Genomic DNA, 16142 nt, shown 5'->3' with positions numbered 1-16142 from the left:
CCTGTTCGAAAGGCCTTTTTCATGTCTGCTGCCGCCATCCTTGATGCGCTGATGCGCACCCATGACGATGATCCCGACGCTGCGATCGAGCAGTTGCCCGCCTTGCTCGCCGCGCCAGGGCTTTCCGCCGCGGAACGTTCCCGGGCAGCCTGGCTGGCCAACCATCTGCTGGGAGAAAAGCGCGGAGACTGGCGCCGCGCCTGGTCCTTGCTGAAGGCGTTGCCGGAGGCCGGCGCCAATCCGGCGCAGCTGCGCCACTGCGCGGTGGCCGCCACGCTGGCCGGCGACGCGCTGGCGGCCTGGCGGCTGGAGCGCCAAAGCCTGGCCTGCGGCTCGAGCGCGGACGGCGTTCGCCTGGCGATCCGCTTGGGCGTGCTGCAGGGCGCCCTGGGCGCGGCGCCGCTGCGGGATGCCTTGTCCGAATTCGCCGTGCTGCAGGCCGGGCTGGAGCTGGAGGAGGCCGGCGAGCCGAACGCCGCGCTGGCGGCGCTGGTCAACAACATCGTGTCGGCGCTGCTGGAAAAGGACGAGCTGGATATCCGCGACCCGCTGTGCGAAGAAACGCTGCTGCGGGGCGCGCGGATCGCCAGGCTGCTGTGGGAACGGGCGGGAAGCTGGGTCAACCGCGAACGCGCGGAATACCTGCTGGCGCTGGCGGCCAATCGTTTCGAGCGCTGGAGGGATGGCTTGCAGGCCGCCGACGCCGGTCTGGCCTTGATCGCGGACAATGGCGAGGAGGAGGTGGACCGGGCCTTCCTGCTGCTGGAGCGGGCGAGGGCGCTATCCGGCCTGGATCGGCGGGCCGAGGCGGAAGAGGCCCATGCCGCCGCGCGGGCGCTGGCGGCATCATTCGATGCCGATCTGAAGCGGTGGTTCGACGACTGCGCGCGGCGGGCAAAAAAGGAGCCGGCGGGAGCCGGCTCGTGAAATTGCAAAGGTAAGGCTAGAGAAAAGCTTGCCGAAACAGGCGCTTCAACGTTTGCGCTTGACGGGCTTGTCGCCGCCGCTGCGTTGCGGGCAGGCGGCGCAAGGCTGCTCGCACATGCCGGCGCCGGTCAGCGATTGCTTGAGCGCGCAGACCGAACGCCGACAGGCGATGAAGCGGATCTGCTGCTCCGCCGCCAGCTCGCGGAAATGGCGCATCACGTTGTGGCCGAGGAAGTCGGTGAACAGGATCAACAGGTCGGTTCCCGCCGGCAGGCGGTCCACCTTGCGCTGGTGCGAGCTGTTGCGGCCGCTCAGGTGGCGGTGGATGGTGATGCCGTAGTTCTGCAGCACGTCGGGGATGTTGCCCAGGGTGTCGGCTCCAACCAGCATGGCATTCATCGGGCTTGCTCCTGTGTGAGTTTTTGAAAATGATAATAATTATCATTTGCAGAGTCAATCGTGTTTTTCAAGGTTTTTTTCTTCCCCCGCTTGGCTGCGCCGCTCCCCGGCATTGAAGTCAAGGCGCGAAGCCATGGCTCAAGGCATTGAGGCTGAGGGGTTTTCAGCGTTTTTTGCTGGCTGCCGGGCCGGCATCGCCTATTTTGTAAAGAATGATCTTGCCCTTAGTGCCAGTGGGGCGGGCGGGGAGGCGATATGAGCGTGGCGGGTCGGAAAGCATGGGCGCTTTGCGTGGTGATGCTGTTGTCGCTGGCTCCTGCGCAGGGGGGCGGCGACGAGTGGGCGCGCATCCGGAAGGATGGCGCGCTGTTGATCGGCCTGGAGGGCACCTTTCCGCCCTATAGCCAGTTGGCGGGCGGGCAGCTGCAGGGTTTCGAGGTGGATTTCGGCCGGGCGCTGGCTGCCCAGATGGGTGTAACGGCGCGTTTTCAGACCATGGTGTGGGACCATATGCTGGACAGCCTGGCGGCGGGCAGGCTGGATGCGGTGATCAACCAGGTGGTGGCGACGCCCGCGCGCGGCAAACGCTTCGATTTTTCCATTCCCTATACCTATTCCGGCCTGCAGCTGGTGGTGCGCAAGCCGGATCTGACGCGCTTTCGCGGCGCAAGGGATTTGGCCGGCGCCCATGTCGGCGTCAGCGCGGGCACCAATTACGAGCAATGGCTGCGAGACAACGCGCCTCAGGCCCACATTCACCTTTACCAGGATGATCCGACCAAGTTCGACGGCCTGCGCCGCGGCGAAGTGGACGCCATCGTGATCAACCGGCTGGCGGCTTTCAACCTGGCGCTGAAGAGCCAGGGCGAACTGGTGCCGACCGGCCGCGTGCTGGCGCGCGAGGACGCCTGCGTGGTGTTGCGCAAGGGCAATCCGCGGCTGCTGGCGGAGGTGAACCGGGCGATAGGCCACCTGCAGCGCGACGGCACGCTGCAGGCGCTGTCGCGCAAATGGTTCAAGGCCGACATCGTCAGCCGGCCGCAATAGCCGGCTTGCGGCAGCGAGGGCCGCTTTGTCAGCCGTACACGTCCAGCTGGCTGATCATGCCGGCCTGCCCGTCCTCCTTCACGAACACGCCGGCGCGCCGCATCTGCGCCTGCGGGTCGGCATCGCTTGAATGGGCGCGCAGCGTCAGCGGCGCGTCCACGCTGGGCAGCAGGATGGCGCCGATGCCGACATCCTGCAGCGAGCGCAGCTGGTCCTTGCCGTCTCCGCCGCGGCCGGTCCAGATCCTGAGCTGGGCGAAGGCCGGGTCGCGCTCGTCGATCACGCCGTCGCGGTTGTCGTCCAGCCTGGCCAGGTCGGCGAAGCCGTTGCCCGACTGCGGGCCGAACAGTTCGCTGCCGTCGTTGATCTTGCCGTCGCCGTTCTTGTCCAGCGCCAGCCAGCCGCCCTGGCTGGAGAAGGGCAGGCTCATCAACTGGCCGTTGCCCAGCAGGTCGAAGCTGACGCTGGCGCCGTCCAGACCGCCGGCGCCGCCGCCCAGATCGACCATCAGCGGATCGCTGCTCTTTTTGCCGCCGGACGAGTAGCGCTGGCTGCTGTGGTATTGGTAACTGCTCTGCAATTGAACGTTCAGCGAGAATTGCAGCTGCTTGCCGTCCTGGGTGGTGATCTGGCCGCTGGCGGAGAAGCTCAGTTGCTGCTGTTCCTGGTAATCGACCTGCTGCTGCGCGCTGACGGCGGATTGCGAAGGGGAAGAGGGCGCTTGCGAGGCGTCGGGATGGAGCGGGAACAGGCGCTGCAGCTTGAAATGGATGCCGAAGGCTTTTTCCAGTATCGCCGCGATCAGGCTGTAGACCGCGTCTTTGTCCGAGCCCAGCTGGTCCAGCAGGCTGGACTGCGTCGCCTGGCTGCTCAACTGAACATCGTCGGCGGGAGCGGCCTGAGGCGGCTGCTCCACGACGACGCTCTGCTTGATGCTGAGGGATTGGCTCTGGCTGAAATGGCTGCCGAGGCTGACGGTGGCGGAAGCGATTTTCATGGCGGCGTCCCTCAAGATGTACTTCCTCGCTATCGACCCGCCTCCGCCCGACTTGATGCCGCGGTATTCCGTATCGCCAATGGTTCCAAAGCCTGCCCGGACAGTTATAAGTCCTTGCCTGAGCGCCAGATCGACCAGACCAGCCACACGCTGTTGAACAGCGCCAGCATGAAGCCGAAGAAGCCGAAGAAGGGCAGGCCGAACAGCTTGGGTCCGGCGTTCACCGTCATCACGATGGACGAGCCTATGATCAGGCAGCCGGTGACGATGCCCATGGTCAGCCGGTTGCTGCTGCGGTCCAGCTGCTTGCCGAAGCTGTCCAGCCGCTGCAGGTCGAGGTTGACGCGGAACTTGCCGTGGCGCATGTCGCGGCCGATGCGGACCAAGTCGCGCGGCAGGCCGGTGATCATCTCCAGCCCCTCTGACAGCGTCTGCCGCCCGCGCTTGAGCAGCGCCGCCGGGTGGTAGCGGGCGACGATCAGCTCCTTGACGAAGGGGGTGATGTGGGCGACCAGCTGGAAATCGGGGTTCAGCTGCCGCCCCAGGCCCTCCAGCGTCACCAGCGCCTTGAACAGCATGGCCATGTCCGGCGGCAGCACGATGCCGTGGTTGCGGATCAGCGCCATGATGTCGGAGATCAGCTGGCTGATGTTCAGCCCCTTCAGCGGCAGGTGCTCGTACTGGAACATGAACTCGCCGACCTCGTCGGCGAATTTCTGCATGTCCACCGGCGCGCTGCCGGTCCATTCGACCAGCACGTCGATGATGCCGTGCTCGTTGCGCTCGGCCACCGCCGACAGCAGATCGACGATCTCGTCGCGCCGCGCGTGACTGATGCGCCCCACCATGCCAAAATCGATGAAGGCGATGCGGTGCTCGGCCAGGAAGAACACGTTGCCGGGGTGGGGGTCGGCATGGAAGAAGCCGTTGATCAGTATCATCTTCAGCACCGCGTCCGCGCCGCGCTGGGCCAACAGCACCGGATCCAGGCCGCTGTCCTTCAGCCGCGACAGATCGCTGGCCGGCACGCCGTCGACGAAGGTCTGCACATTGACGGCGGCGTTGGTGTACTCCCAATGCACTTGCGGCACCATGACGAAGGGGTCGTCGACGAAGTCCTTGGCGAAACGCTCCATATTGCGCGCCTCGATGGCCAGGTCCAGCTCGCGGCGCAACGAGCGCGCGAACTGCGCGGCGATGCCGGACGGCTGGTAGCGCCGCAGTTCGGGGAACTCCAGCTCCAGCAGGTGGGCGAGGTGGGCGAGGATGCGCAGATCGGCCTCCACCTTGTCGGCGATGCCCGGCCGACGCAGCTTCACCGCCACCTCGCGGCCATCCTTCAACCTGGCGCGATGCACCTGGGCGATGGAGGCCGAGCCTATCGGCTGCATGTCGAACTCGGCGAACAACTGGTCGGCCTCGGCGCCCAGCGTATCGACTATCATCTTTCGAACCATCGCCGGCGGCAGCGGCGGCACCCGGTTCTGCAGCTTTTCGAACTCGTCTATCCAGTCCGGCGGAAACACGTCCACCCGGGTGGACAGGATCTGGCCCAGCTTGATGAAGGTGGGCCCCAGCTCCTCGAAGGCCAGCCTCACCCGCACCGCGGTCGGCCGCCCGGACTCGCCCTCCGGCAGCGACAGGTTCAGCCACTCCCCGGCCTTTTCCATCGCGCGCGGCAATTTCAGCCGCTGGGCGAACTCTCCCAGTCCATGACGGATCAAAATTCCGCTGATTTCTCTTAACCGCGGTAAGTCCCGCATTGCAATCAAGGTTTCCCGAATCATGTGCTTTTCGCCGTCCCGCTTGGCTTTACACTACCGGCCCCGTCCGATAGAGTGCGGCCTATGAAATTGCAACTCCGCTTATCAGCGTTGGCGCTGGCGGGCTTCATGGTTTTTGCCCAGGCCGCGCCAGACAAGGCCACACCGGACAAGGCCCCGACCGAGGGGAAAGCCGCCGCCGACAGTTCGGCGGCGGACAAATCGGAAGATCCCATCTCCAAGTACGCCGCTCCGCAAGAGGATGCGGTGGGCGATCTGCTTTTGCAAGCGATGAGCCTGCTGGGCGTCGCCTATCGCTTCGGCGGCAACACGCCGGACGACGGCCTGGACTGCAGCGGCTTCATCCGTTACGTGTTCCAGAAATCGCTGCGGGTGAACCTGCCGCGCACCGCGGCCGAGATGGCCCGCGTCGGCAAGTCGGTCGGCCGCGGCGAACTGATGCCGGGCGACCTGGTGTTCTTCAACACCCGCGGCTTCAATTACTCCCATGTCGGCATCTACATGGGCAACAACAAATTCATCCACGCGCCGCGAACGGGCAAGAACATCGAGGTGTCGAACCTGTCGCAGAGCTACTGGACCGCGCGCTACAATGGCGCGCGCAGGGTCAATCGTAGCACTGCCGCGCAGTCGGCCGATACCTCGGATGACGTCAGCGTGAAGAGCGCGGCCAAATCGTCGGCGGCGCCGGAGGCGGCCAAGTGCCGCAAGGGCAGGAAATGCAAGGCCGCGGCCGCGCCCAAGGGCAAGAAGGGCGTCAAGGCGGAGAGGGCGGCCAAGTCGGCCGGCAAGAAGAAAAAGGGTCGGCACTGAGCGGTCCGGCCGCGCGACGATGCCCGCTTTTCGCGGGCATCGCGTTTTCAGGAACAGGAATATGGCATTGAAAATCGAAATACCGGTATGGCGCGACCCGGAGGGCAACGTCGTCGCCTGCGTCGAGAAGCTGAAGGTGATGCGCGAGAACCTGGAGGAAATCGCCCAGCTGGCCCAGGACGCGTTCGAGGACGCGGTGCTGATGGGCTGCGAGGAGACGCAGGTGCGCGACTTCCTGGTGGCGATGATGCAGAGCCTGGAAAACCCCTACCGTTCCAAATGAGAAAACCCGAACATGCCATTTGAAGCCTTCATCGGGCTGCGCTATCTGCGCGCCAAGCGCCGCAACGGATTCATCTCTTTCATCTCCCTGATTTCCATCGTCGGCATCGCGCTGGGCGTAGCCGCGCTGATCATCGTGCTGTCGGTGATGAACGGTTTCCAGAAGGAAATCCGCGGCCGCATCCTCAGCGTGGCCTCCCACTTGGAAGTCAGCGGCTACGACGGCCGCCTGTCCGGCTGGCGAGACGCGCAGGCGATGCTGGCCAAGCAGCCGCACGTGCAGGCGGCGGCGCCCTTCGTCAGCAGCCAGGGCCTGTTCGTCGCCTACGGCAACGTGCGCGGCGGCCTGGTGCGCGGCATCGATCCCGCGCTGGAGAACAAAGTGGTGGACGTCGGCCGCCACATGGTGGCCGGCAAGCTGGAAGACCTGAAGCCCGGCGGCTTCGGCATGGCGCTGGGCGTGGAGCTGGCGCGCCAGCTGGGCGTCGGCGTCGGCGACAAGGTGACGCTGATGACGCCGCAGGGCAACATCACGCCGGCCGGCATGGTGCCGCGCTCCAAGCAGTTCACCGTGGTCGGCATCTTCAAGGTGGACATGTTCGAGTTCGACGCCTCGCTGGCCATGGTCAACCTGCGCGACGCCCAGGTGCTGGAGCGCATGGGCGACGCGGTCAGCGGCGTGCGGCTGCGCCTGGACGACCCGATGCTGGCGCCGCAGCTGAAGGCCGAGCTGCGGCCGCGGCTGCCGCAACTGCTGGTCACCGACTGGACCGACACCAATGCCAATTACTTCCGCGCGGTGCAGATCGAAAAGCGGATGATGACCATCATCCTGACGCTGATCGTCGCGGTGGCGGCGTTCAACCTGGTGTCCACGCTGGTGATGGTGGTGACCGACAAGCAGGCCGACATCGCCATCCTGCGCACGCTGGGCGCGTCGCCGGGCAGCATCATGAAGATCTTCGTGATCCAGGGCTCGGTGGCCGGGGTGCTGGGCACGCTGGCCGGCGTGGCCAGCGGCGTGGCCATCGCGCTGAACCTGGACGTGATCGTGCCGGTGATCGAACGCATCATCGGCACCAAGATCCTGTCCAGCGACGTCTACATGATCGACTACCTGCCGTCCGACGTGCAGTGGGGCGACGTCTCCACCATCACTATCATTTCGCTGCTGCTGGCCTTGTTCGCCACGCTGTACCCGAGCTGGCGCGCCGCGCGCACCCAACCGGCGGAGGCCTTGCGCTATGAATAAGGTATTGAGCTGCCGCTCGCTCGGCAAACGCTACCAGGAGGGCAAGCTGGCGCTGGACGTGCTGTCCGGCGTCGATCTGGAGGTGGGCAAGGGCGAGCATCTGGCCATCGTCGGCGCGTCCGGCTCCGGCAAGAGCACGCTGCTGCACCTGTTGGGCGGCCTGGATACGCCGACCGCCGGCACGGTGGAGGTGTTGGGGCGCGATCTGTCCAAGCTGTCCGAGACCGAGCGCGGCAAGCTGCGCAACGAGTCCATGGGCTTCGTCTACCAGTTCCACCACCTGCTGCCGGAATTCACCGCGCTGGAAAACGTGATGATGCCGCTGCTGATCCGCCGCATGGACAAGGGCGAGGCCGCCCGCCGCGCCGCCGAGATGCTGGAGCGGGTGGGATTGGGCAAGCGCCTGGAGCACAAGCCGGGCGAATTGTCCGGCGGCGAGCGCCAGCGCGCCGCCATCGCCCGCGCGCTGGTGACGCAGCCGGCCTGCCTGCTGGCGGACGAGCCCACCGGCAATCTGGACGCCCATACCGCGAGCCAGGTGTTCGAGCTGATGCTGGAGCTGAACCGCACCCTGGGCACCAGCCTGATCATCGTCACCCACGACCTGGAACTGGCCGGCCGCACCCAGCGGGTGCTGCGCCTGAACGAAGGCCGGCTGGCGGTGTCGGATACCGTTTCTGCCTGACGACGGCCGAGCGCCGCGTTTTGACCAAGGAGTCGCACATTGCTGTTCATCCGCAAGGAAATGAATTTCTTCGCGCTGCTTGACGCGCTGCAGACCAAGAACGGTCTGATCGAGCTGGCGCTGGGCCTGCTGTGCGTGATCGCCGCCTATGCGCTGGCGCGCCGGCTGTACCGCTACTGGTTCGCCCATCACCCGGAGCGTTACGACCAGTTCCTGCCCTATACCGGCTTCCGGCTGGTGCTGCCGGTGTCGGCCCAGGTGCTGGTGGTGCTGGCCAGCTTTACCTGGGGCCGGCTGGAGCACGCGCCGATGCTGGTGCTGCACATCCTGAGCGCGCTGCTGTTCTGGCTGGCGGTGATCCGTCTGTGCACGGCGGTGGTGCGCCAGGCTTTTCCGCACAGCCGTTTCGAACGGCATTCCGAGCACTTCCTGGCCACGGCCTTGTGGCTGGGCTTCGTCAGTTGGACCATAGGCTTCGACGTGGCGGTGATGGACTGGCTGGAGTCGATCTCCTTCCACGTCGGAAAGACCAGGCTGGACTTGCTGACCATCCTCAACGGCCTGCTGTGGGTGACGGTGATCGTGGTGGTGGCGCTGTGGGCCAGCCGCCTGATCGAAGCCCGCATCATGAAGCTGAAGCATCTGGACTCCAATCTGCGCATCGTGTTCGCCAAGCTGACGCGCACCGGATTGGTGGTGGCCGCGGTGCTGGTCGCGCTGCCGGTGGTGGGAATAGACTTGACCGTGCTGTCGGTGTTCGGCGGCGCGGTCGGTATCGGCCTGGGCTTCGGCCTGCAGAAGATCGCCAGCAACTTCGTGTCCGGCTTCATCATCCTGCTCGACCATTCCATCCGCATCGGCGACCGGCTGATGGTGGACAACCGCGTCGGCTACGTGACCAAGATGACCTCGCGCTACGTGGTGCTGAAAGGCGCCGACGGCACCGAGGCGCTGATTCCTAACGATGCCCTGATCTCCAACACGGTGATCAACCAGTCCTACTCCGACCGCAATATGTGGACCAGCCTGCCGGTGCAGGTGGCCTACGGCACCGACCTGGACCTGGCGCTCAGCCTGCTCAAGCAGGCGTCCGACCATCCGCGCGTGCTGAAGAATCCGGGCGCCAACGCCTTCGTCACCCTGTTCGCCGACAGCGGCATCAACCTGGAGCTGGGCTTCTGGGTGGCGGATCCGGAAAACGGCTTCATGGGCCTGAAGTCGGACATCAACCTGGCCATCTGGCGCTTGTTCAAGCAGCACAATATCGAGATCCCGTTCCCGCAGCGGGAAGTGCGCATCGTCGGCGACAAGCCGGCGCAGCAGGGCTGAGGAGATATCATGAGCGCGAAACGGCTGGCCATCATCGACGATGACGAGGCGGTGCGGCAGTCGCTGTTGTGGCTGCTGGACGGCCAGGGTTACCGGGCCGACGGCTTCGACAGCGGCGAGGCCTTTCTGGCCGATGGCCATGGCGCCGAGTACAACGGCATCATTCTGGACCTGCGGCTGTCCGGCATCAGCGGCATCGTGCTGCTGGAAAAGCTGGCGCAGTGGCCGTACTGTCCGCCGGTGATCATGCTGACCGCCCACGGCGACGTGCCGCACGCGGTGGCGGCGCTGAAGCTGGGCGCGCTCGATTTCATCGAGAAGCCGTTCGACGACGTGCACCTGCTGGAGCGGGCCGCCGCCGCGGTGGCGCTGGACGAGCAGAATCGCCAGCGCCACGGCCACCAGCGCAAGGTGTCGGCGGCGCTGGCGCTGCTGACCGAGCGCGAGCGCGAGGTGATGCAGCTGATCCTGGCCGGCAAGCTGAACAAGCAGATCGCCGAAGAGCTCAGCATCAGCATGAAGACGGTGGAGGTCCACCGCTCGCGGGTGTTCGAGAAGATGGGCGTCAAGTCCGCGGTGGAGCTGGCCGGCATGCTGGCCGCGCCGGGCGCGCAGGGAGGCAAGATCTAGATGGGCAGCAAGCAGCCGGTGTCGGTGCTGGTGGTGATACACAGCCGGGATGGCCGGGCGCTGCTGATGGAGCGGGCGGACAAGCCCGGCTACTGGCAGTCGGTGACCGGCAGCCGCGAAGGCGGCGAAGACCTGATGGACACCGCCCGCCGCGAGGTGGCGGAGGAGACTGGCCTGGACGCGTCCCGCTTCGCGCTCAGCGACTGGCACATCGTCAACCGCTACGAAATCTACGAGCACTGGCGCCACCGTTACCCGGAAGGCGTCACCCACAACGACGAGCACGTGTTCGGCCTGCTGCTGCCCGAGCCCTGCGAGGTGGCGCTGGCGCCGCGCGAGCATCTGGGCTACCGCTGGCTGCCGTGGCATGAGGCCGCCGCGCTGGCGTTCTCGCCGTCCAACGCCGAGGCGCTGCGCATGCTGCCGGAAAAGCTGGGTTTGAGCGGCTGATCCGCAGGAATGCCAATCCATGGACAAAGCCCGCTCAGGCGGGCTTTGTCGCGTCCGGGAGCCTGAGCTTGCCGTCTGCTTATGAAACTGGCATCGATGGTATGCTTGTCCGCTAGACATCGCCAGCGAGGAGGGCGCATGGAGTTGACCGACCTGTTGCCGCGCATCGTCGCCGCGCTCGAGCGCGACGAGCGGCTGCACACGGTGCTGTTGTACGGCTCCAGAGCCGACGGCAGCGCCAATCAGGGCAGCGATTACGACATCGCCGCCTTTGGCGCCGTGCCGCAGACGACGCGGGACACCCGCCGCATCGATGGCCAATACCTGGATCTGTTCCTGCATCCGGACAGCGCGCTGGACGCGCCGACCGAGGCGCACCTGGCGCTGAGGGGCGCCACGATACTGAGGCAACGCGGCGAGGCGGGGAGCCGTTTCCTGGCTAGACTGGAGGCGCTCCATGCCGCCGGACCGCAGCCGCTGTCCGAAGACGAGGCGCAGGCGCGCCGGGATTGGGCGCACAAGATGGCGGCGCGTATCCAGCGCGGAGACGCCGAGGGCGATTATCGCCGCGTCTGGTTGCTGACCGCGCTGCTGGAAGACTACTTCGCCTTGCGCGGCATGTGGTTCGAGGGGCCGAAGAAAGCGCTGCGCTGGCTGGAGCGGCATGACGGGGCAAGCCGGCTCGCGTTCGAGCAGGCATTGAAGCCGAATGCCGGGTACGAGGCCATAGAACGACTGGTGCGCATGGTGGCGGGGCCGCCGCGCGATGGCGGGATGGCGTGAAAAGCCCCGGCTCGCGCCGGGGCCGGGGACGGCCTAGTCCGGGGAGACGCCGGGCTCGGGCAGTGGCTCGATGCGGCCCAGCAGGAACACGAAGGCTAGGATGCCGATCACCAGCATGAATCCCGCCACCAGGAAGGCGTTGGCGAAGGAGTGGGTGGCGCCGACGATGAAGCCGGTGACGATGGGGGCGACCGCGCCCATCATGTTGTTGGCGAAGTTCATGATGCCGCCGACGGTGCCGGTGCCGCCGCGCGGCGCGATCAGAGACGGCAGCGACCAGCCCACCGGCGCGGCGGCGGCCAGGCCGCTGAGGGCGATGGTGATCCAGACGATGGCGACGTAGGGATCGCTGGTGGTGGTGGCGCCGAACACCGCCATGCCCATGGCCATCCCGCACAGCAGCACCGCCTTGCGCACCTTGGTCTCGTCGTAGCCGCGTTCTATCAGCTTGTCGATCAGCCAGCCGCCGACGAACAGGTCGGACAGGGTGGCGAACATCCACGGAATGGCGGAAAACCATGCCGATTTGAGAATGTCCATGTGCATGCTCTGCACCAGGTAGCCGGGCAGCCAGGTCAGGAACAGGTAGAACACGTAGCCGTAGGCGGCGAAGCCGATGGACAGGCCCCACACCTTGCGTTGGCGCAGCAGGTAGCCCAGCATGGCCATCGATCCCTGCTGGCTGACGCCTTCCTCGGCCGCGCCGCCCTGGACGATGTATTGGCGCTCGGCTTCGCTCAGCTTGGTGTCGGCGCTGGGATCGCGGTAGATCAGGTAGAAGGCGATGAAATACAGCACGCTGAGGATGGCGGATACGCCGAAGCCCCAGCGCCAGCCCAGGTGGACCACGGCCAGCGCCACCAATGGCACGCCGATCACGTTGGAGAACTTGGCCGCGGCGTCGAAGATGGCGGTGGCCATCGCCCGCTCGCGGCGGGGAAACCAGTAGCCGGTGGCCTTGGAGCTGACCGGGAAGCCTGGCGCCTCGGCCACGCCCAGCAGCATGCGGGCGGCGAAAATGCCGGCGAAGCCGCCGGCGCAGGCGGTCAGCGTGGCGGCCACGCCCCACAGCAGCGCGCCCAGCCGGCCGATGCGGGTGGTGCCGAAGCGGTCCAGAATCACGCCGGTGGGGATCTGCAGCAGCGCATAGCTCCAGAAGAAGGCGCTGAACAACAGGCCCAGCTCGCCGTTGCTGAGGCCGAACTCCTGCTGCAGCTGCGGCGCGGCCACGGACAGGCTGATGCGGTCGAAGTAATTGACCAGGATGCCGATGCCCAGCAGCCAGCCTATGCGCCAGCGACGGGCGGGAATCTTGTTGTGTTGCGGGGATGGGGCGTGCATTGTTGTTCTCCTCTTTCTTACTGCCTTTGCGTTGAATCTTCGGGGCTAGCCCAGCTCGGCCAGGATGCGCGGCAACAGCGCCTCGGGCGGCAGGCTGACGTCGCAGGGAATCGCGCTTTCATCGGCGCCGGGGGCTTCCAGGTCGCGGAACTGGCTGTCCAGCAGGCTTTCCGGCATGAAGTGGCCGCTGCGCTCGCGCATGCGCTCGGCGATCAACGCCTTGTCGCCGTACAGGTGGACGAAGCGCAGGCCGGGGTCGCCGTCGCGCAGCACGTCGCGGTAGCGGCGCTTCAGCGCCGAGCAGGCCAGCACCAGCGGTTCGCCGCTGTCGCGGCCCTGGCGCAGCTGGGCTGCCAGGTTGGCCAGCCAGCCGGCGCGGTCGTCGTCGCCCAGCGGAATGCCGGCGCGCATGCGTTGGATGTTCTCGGGAGGGTGGAAACTGTCGCCTTCGATGAAGCGGGCGCCGATGGCCTCGGCCAGCAGGCGGCCCACGCTGCTTTTGCCGCAGCCGGCCACGCCCATCACCACGATATTGCCGTATTTCATGTTAGCGCTAACATTTGCAAGTGAAAGGATAGCCGGCGCGGGCCGGCTGGATGGCAATGATGTTAGCGCTAACAAAAATCGGGAAACAAGCAGTTGGATCAAGTTTCATCGATTGTCCGGACCATGCTGTAGTGGTATCGCAACAATCTTGCAATGATGGCCAAAGCGGCTTCGGCGCCGGCTTTCAGCTGCTGCGGCGCAACATCAGCCGGAAGCCCAGATCGGCGCGGCGGGACGCCGGCTCCTCGCCATCTATCAGCTGCAACAGCGCTTTGGCGGCGTGGACGCCGATGTCGCGCCGCGGCGTGGCCACCGTGGTCAGGGGCGGGGTGCACCATGCGGCGGGCTGCAGGTCGTTGAAGCCGGCGATGGCCAGCCGCTCCGGCACGGCGATGCCCAGCTGCTGGCTGCGCGCCAGCGCGCCGATCGCCAGGTCGTCGTTGCAGCAGAACAGCGCGTCGCAGTCCGGCCGCTCCGCCAGCGCGCGGTCCAGCATGTCCGCGCCCATCTGCATGCTGGACGGCTGCGGGTCCAGCCATTCCAGCCCGGCGTCGCGGCAGTCGGCCGCGTCCAGCGCCGCGCGGTAGCCGTCCAGGCGCTTCATCACCCGCTCGTCCAGCTGCGCGCCGAGAAAGCCGATGCGGCGCTTGCCGCGCGACAGCAGGTGGCGGGTGATGGCGGCGCCGGCATCCTCCTGCGAAAACCCCACGCAGCAGCGGCCGTCGTCGGCCAGGTCCATCATGTAGACCACCGGCAGCGCGTGCTGGCTCAGGATGCGTTCGAACGGCTCCGCGTGGCTGAGGCCGGTGATCAGGACGCCATCCGGCCGGTGCTGCAGATAGGCGCGCAGCAACTGCAGCTCCTGGCCTGCGTCGTAATGGCTGTTGCCGATCAGCATCTGGTAGCCGGCGGCGTCCAGCACCGTTTCGATGCCGGTCAGCGTTTCCAGGAACACGGTGTTGGCCAGCGAGGGGATCAGCACCAGCACCGTCCGCGACTTGGCCGAGGCCAGCGTGCTGGCGGAGCGGCTGGGCACGTAGGCCAGCGCGTCCACGGCTTGCATCACTTTTTCGCGCAGCTGCTCGGACACCTGCTGGGGTTGGTTCAGCACCCGGGACACGGTGATGGCGCTGACGCCGGCCGCCTTGGCCACGTCGTGCATGGTGACGCCGCTGCCGGAGCGGACGCGCGGTTTTCTGGACATGTGCTTCTCTGAAATGGATTGGCAATACACTTGTCATTATATCGCGGGGCAATCGCTTGCCGCGCGATGACGTCTGCTTGTAAGGTCGTGATTTTTCCCGGGGAACTCATCATGTACCAGCCCAGCCATTTCGTCGAGGCCGATCCCGCCGTCCTGTTGCGCCTGATGCGGGGCCGCTGGCCACCCTGGTGATCAACGGCGAGACGGGGCCGCTGGCCAACCACCTGCCGCTGCTGGCTGTCGAGGAGGCGGGCGAACTCAAGCTCAGAGGCCATGTGGCGCGGGCCAATCCCTTGTGGCAGCTGCTGCAGGCGGAGCCGGAGGCGCTCGCCGTGTTTCAGGGCGACGACGCCTACATCAGCCCCTCCTGGTACCCGGCCAAAGCAGAGCACGGCCGGGTGGTGCCTACTTGGAACTACATGGTGGCGCATGCCAGGGGGACATTGCGGGCGGTGGACGACCCGGCCTGGCTGCGGACCCTGCTGGACGCGCTGACCGGCGAGCGCGAAGCCTCGTTTCCGCAACCCTGGCGCGTGGCCGACGCGCCGGCGGATTACCTGGACAAGATGCTGCGCGCCATCGTCGGCGTCGAGCTGACGGTCGGCCGGCTGGAGGGCAAATACAAGCTCAGCCAGAACCAGGATGAGGCGACCCGGCAGAGCGTGAGGAACGGTCTGGCAGGCGGCGATGCGCGCGCCGTGTGGCTGGCCGGCGAGATGGCCGGCCGCTAGTGCCGGAAGCGGGCGAGCAGCTCCGCCAATTCCGGCGCTTGATCCTCGCCGTCCTGCCGCAGCCGCTGCAGAAAATTGTCCAGAAAGCCGGGAAGCAGTTCGGTCGAGGTGGCGGTGGCGCCGATGCGGGCGTGATCCCACTCCACCACCAGCCCTTGCAGATAGGCGGTCAGGCGGTTGCAGTCCTGCTGGAACGAATGGTACAGGCTGATCGCCGGCGCGCCGCCCAATTGGTAGAAGGCCTGCAAGGTCGATTTGTCCAGCCTGCTGCGGCTGAGGATGTCGCGGCTGTCGAATTCGACGAACAGCGGCTGTACCACCTGGTTGCGGTGGACATGGCTCTGATAGGGACGCGACACCACGCCTATGGGGGCGTTGAGCTGGCCGGCCGGCCGACCATTGCTGATTGGATGCCCCAGGAGCAGCGTGAATGCGCTGGCCATCGGATCCGGCAGCGCGCCGTAATCCAGTTCGAAGCAGCGCTCCACCGGGTGGCGCGCCAGCCAGTCGGCCGGCAGGTGGAAGGCAGCCAGGTCCAGGTGCTGGGGACTGGCGCAACGCAGCTGCGCCAGCGGGAGCTGCGACTGGCCGCTGCAGGCCATCACATTCTGGCCGTGATTGACGCAAATGGCGGATAGAATGGCCTCCGTCGTGACGATGAATTTTTCGCCGCGATAGCCCAACAGCAGGCCGTTGCCGAAACAGGGACCGGTCCGGCCCGCGCTTTTCTTCGGATGAAAGGACACCACCAGCGGGTTGAGATACTGGTAGATATGTTCCAGACACTGCAGGGGATCATCCAGATCGAACAGAAACTCCATCCCCGTTTTCCTCGCGAGACAACGATTCTTGGATCAGCATAGTCCAGACTAGGATAATTTGAGCGCCTGTTTGCCTTCCGGCAACGGCGTGGGCCGGGACGGGTGCTATACCTGTATTGAG

At 66.1% G+C, this 16142-nt stretch carries 18 protein-coding genes; 11 read left to right on the top strand and 7 right to left on the bottom strand.

Annotated features, from left to right (window positions below; all coding sequences use genetic code 11):
* Window positions 1-21 precede the first annotated feature (21 nt).
* Entirely contained in the window at window positions 22-927 is a 906-nt protein-coding gene (locus CV_RS14550; RefSeq protein WP_011136518.1) for a hypothetical protein, read from the top strand.
* Between the two features lie 45 nt (window positions 928-972).
* Here CV_RS14550 and CV_RS14545 read toward each other — a convergent pair whose 3' ends face one another.
* Window positions 973-1326 (bottom strand): DUF2325 domain-containing protein, encoded by a 354-nt coding sequence (locus tag CV_RS14545; RefSeq protein WP_011136517.1) that lies wholly within the window; start codon window positions 1324-1326, stop codon window positions 973-975.
* A gap of 255 nt (window positions 1327-1581) precedes the next feature.
* Here CV_RS14545 and CV_RS14540 point away from each other — a divergent pair, with 255 nt between their 5' ends.
* Window positions 1582-2373, top strand: a complete 792-nt coding sequence (locus CV_RS14540) for a cystine ABC transporter substrate-binding protein (RefSeq protein ID WP_011136516.1) — start codon at window positions 1582-1584, stop codon at window positions 2371-2373.
* A 28-nt stretch (window positions 2374-2401) separates the two neighbouring features.
* Here the strand turns inward: CV_RS14540 and CV_RS14535 are convergent, their stop codons facing one another.
* Entirely contained in the window at window positions 2402-3370 is a 969-nt protein-coding gene (locus CV_RS14535) for a hypothetical protein (RefSeq protein WP_052278846.1), read from the bottom strand.
* A gap of 104 nt (window positions 3371-3474) precedes the next feature.
* Window positions 3475-5094, bottom strand: coding sequence for an ABC1 kinase family protein (locus CV_RS14530; protein WP_223938029.1), 1620 nt, complete (start codon window positions 5092-5094; stop codon window positions 3475-3477).
* 123 nt (window positions 5095-5217) lie between these two features.
* Here CV_RS14530 and CV_RS14525 point away from each other — a divergent pair, with 123 nt between their 5' ends.
* From CV_RS14525 to CV_RS14490, 8 genes are all read left to right on the top strand, one after another.
* Complete coding sequence (locus CV_RS14525; RefSeq protein ID WP_045050583.1) at window positions 5218-5967, top strand: C40 family peptidase; 750 nt, start codon at window positions 5218-5220, stop codon at window positions 5965-5967.
* A 61-nt stretch (window positions 5968-6028) separates the two neighbouring features.
* Window positions 6029-6250, top strand: a complete 222-nt coding sequence (locus tag CV_RS14520; RefSeq protein ID WP_043596384.1) for a hypothetical protein — start codon at window positions 6029-6031, stop codon at window positions 6248-6250.
* 12 nt (window positions 6251-6262) lie between these two features.
* Entirely contained in the window at window positions 6263-7501 is a 1239-nt protein-coding gene (locus tag CV_RS14515) for a lipoprotein-releasing ABC transporter permease subunit (RefSeq protein WP_011136511.1), read from the top strand.
* A complete protein-coding gene (gene lolD, locus CV_RS14510) occupies window positions 7494-8186 on the top strand; it encodes a lipoprotein-releasing ABC transporter ATP-binding protein LolD (protein ID WP_011136510.1) in 693 nt (230 codons plus the stop codon). Before CV_RS14515 ends, lolD begins: the two co-directional genes overlap by 8 nt.
* A 39-nt stretch (window positions 8187-8225) precedes the next feature.
* On the top strand, window positions 8226-9515 hold the full coding sequence (locus CV_RS14505; RefSeq protein WP_011136509.1) for a mechanosensitive ion channel family protein: 1290 nt from the start codon (window positions 8226-8228) through the stop codon (window positions 9513-9515).
* Between the two features lie 9 nt (window positions 9516-9524).
* A complete protein-coding gene (locus CV_RS14500) occupies window positions 9525-10145 on the top strand; it encodes a response regulator transcription factor (RefSeq protein ID WP_011136508.1) in 621 nt (206 codons plus the stop codon).
* Window positions 10146-10595 (top strand): dihydroneopterin triphosphate diphosphatase, encoded by a 450-nt coding sequence (nudB, locus tag CV_RS14495; protein WP_011136507.1) that lies wholly within the window; start codon window positions 10146-10148, stop codon window positions 10593-10595. It abuts the gene before it with no gap.
* A gap of 138 nt (window positions 10596-10733) precedes the next feature.
* Window positions 10734-11378, top strand: a complete 645-nt coding sequence (locus tag CV_RS14490; RefSeq protein WP_011136506.1) for a nucleotidyltransferase domain-containing protein — start codon at window positions 10734-10736, stop codon at window positions 11376-11378.
* A 33-nt stretch (window positions 11379-11411) separates the two neighbouring features.
* Here the strand turns inward: CV_RS14490 and CV_RS14485 are convergent, their stop codons facing one another.
* From CV_RS14485 to CV_RS14475, 3 genes are all read right to left on the bottom strand, one after another.
* Window positions 11412-12719: an MFS transporter gene (locus tag CV_RS14485; protein ID WP_011136505.1), complete on the bottom strand. Its 1308-nt coding sequence runs from the start codon at window positions 12717-12719 to the stop codon at window positions 11412-11414.
* A gap of 45 nt (window positions 12720-12764) precedes the next feature.
* The gene (locus tag CV_RS14480; RefSeq protein WP_043596380.1) at window positions 12765-13265 is read right to left on the bottom strand and encodes a gluconokinase; all 501 of its coding nucleotides are present in this window, start codon (window positions 13263-13265) and stop codon (window positions 12765-12767) included.
* 184 nt (window positions 13266-13449) lie between these two features.
* On the bottom strand, window positions 13450-14469 hold the full coding sequence (locus CV_RS14475; protein WP_011136503.1) for a LacI family DNA-binding transcriptional regulator: 1020 nt from the start codon (window positions 14467-14469) through the stop codon (window positions 13450-13452).
* A 188-nt stretch (window positions 14470-14657) separates the two neighbouring features.
* On the opposite strand from CV_RS14475, the gene CV_RS14470 reads away from it, so the two are divergent.
* A complete protein-coding gene (locus CV_RS14470) occupies window positions 14658-15200 on the top strand; it encodes an FMN-binding negative transcriptional regulator (protein WP_011136502.1) in 543 nt (180 codons plus the stop codon).
* Here the strand turns inward: CV_RS14470 and CV_RS14465 are convergent.
* Entirely contained in the window at window positions 15197-16021 is an 825-nt protein-coding gene (locus tag CV_RS14465; RefSeq protein WP_011136501.1) for a hypothetical protein, read from the bottom strand. The two genes, CV_RS14470 and CV_RS14465, sit on opposite strands and share 4 nt — an antisense overlap.
* Window positions 16022-16142: the final 121 nt, after the last annotated feature.

It is taken from the genome of Chromobacterium violaceum ATCC 12472 (assembly GCF_000007705.1).
In the GTDB taxonomy this organism is placed as follows: domain Bacteria; phylum Pseudomonadota; class Gammaproteobacteria; order Burkholderiales; family Chromobacteriaceae; genus Chromobacterium; species Chromobacterium violaceum.
The sequence above is the reverse complement of the archived record's forward strand: the minus strand, read 5'-3'. Positions and strand labels throughout refer to the sequence as shown.

Coding starts and splice junctions, on each gene's coding strand:
- CV_RS14485 (WP_011136505.1), bottom strand. CDS start 12,719: ATGCACGCCCCATCCCCGCAACACAACAAGATTCCCGCCCGTCGCTGG.
- CV_RS14515 (WP_011136511.1), top strand. CDS start 6,263: ATGCCATTTGAAGCCTTCATCGGGCTGCGCTATCTGCGCGCCAAGCGC.
- CV_RS14465 (WP_011136501.1), bottom strand. CDS start 16,021: ATGGAGTTTCTGTTCGATCTGGATGATCCCCTGCAGTGTCTGGAACAT.
- lolD (WP_011136510.1), top strand. CDS start 7,494: ATGAATAAGGTATTGAGCTGCCGCTCGCTCGGCAAACGCTACCAGGAG.
- CV_RS14550 (WP_011136518.1), top strand. CDS start 22: ATGTCTGCTGCCGCCATCCTTGATGCGCTGATGCGCACCCATGACGAT.
- CV_RS14540 (WP_011136516.1), top strand. CDS start 1,582: ATGAGCGTGGCGGGTCGGAAAGCATGGGCGCTTTGCGTGGTGATGCTG.
- CV_RS14535 (WP_052278846.1), bottom strand. CDS start 3,370: ATGAAAATCGCTTCCGCCACCGTCAGCCTCGGCAGCCATTTCAGCCAG.
- CV_RS14475 (WP_011136503.1), bottom strand. CDS start 14,469: ATGTCCAGAAAACCGCGCGTCCGCTCCGGCAGCGGCGTCACCATGCAC.
- CV_RS14520 (WP_043596384.1), top strand. CDS start 6,029: ATGGCATTGAAAATCGAAATACCGGTATGGCGCGACCCGGAGGGCAAC.
- CV_RS14500 (WP_011136508.1), top strand. CDS start 9,525: ATGAGCGCGAAACGGCTGGCCATCATCGACGATGACGAGGCGGTGCGG.
- CV_RS14545 (WP_011136517.1), bottom strand. CDS start 1,326: ATGAATGCCATGCTGGTTGGAGCCGACACCCTGGGCAACATCCCCGAC.
- CV_RS14480 (WP_043596380.1), bottom strand. CDS start 13,265: ATGAAATACGGCAATATCGTGGTGATGGGCGTGGCCGGCTGCGGCAAA.
- CV_RS14490 (WP_011136506.1), top strand. CDS start 10,734: ATGGAGTTGACCGACCTGTTGCCGCGCATCGTCGCCGCGCTCGAGCGC.
- nudB (WP_011136507.1), top strand. CDS start 10,146: ATGGGCAGCAAGCAGCCGGTGTCGGTGCTGGTGGTGATACACAGCCGG.
- CV_RS14525 (WP_045050583.1), top strand. CDS start 5,218: ATGAAATTGCAACTCCGCTTATCAGCGTTGGCGCTGGCGGGCTTCATG.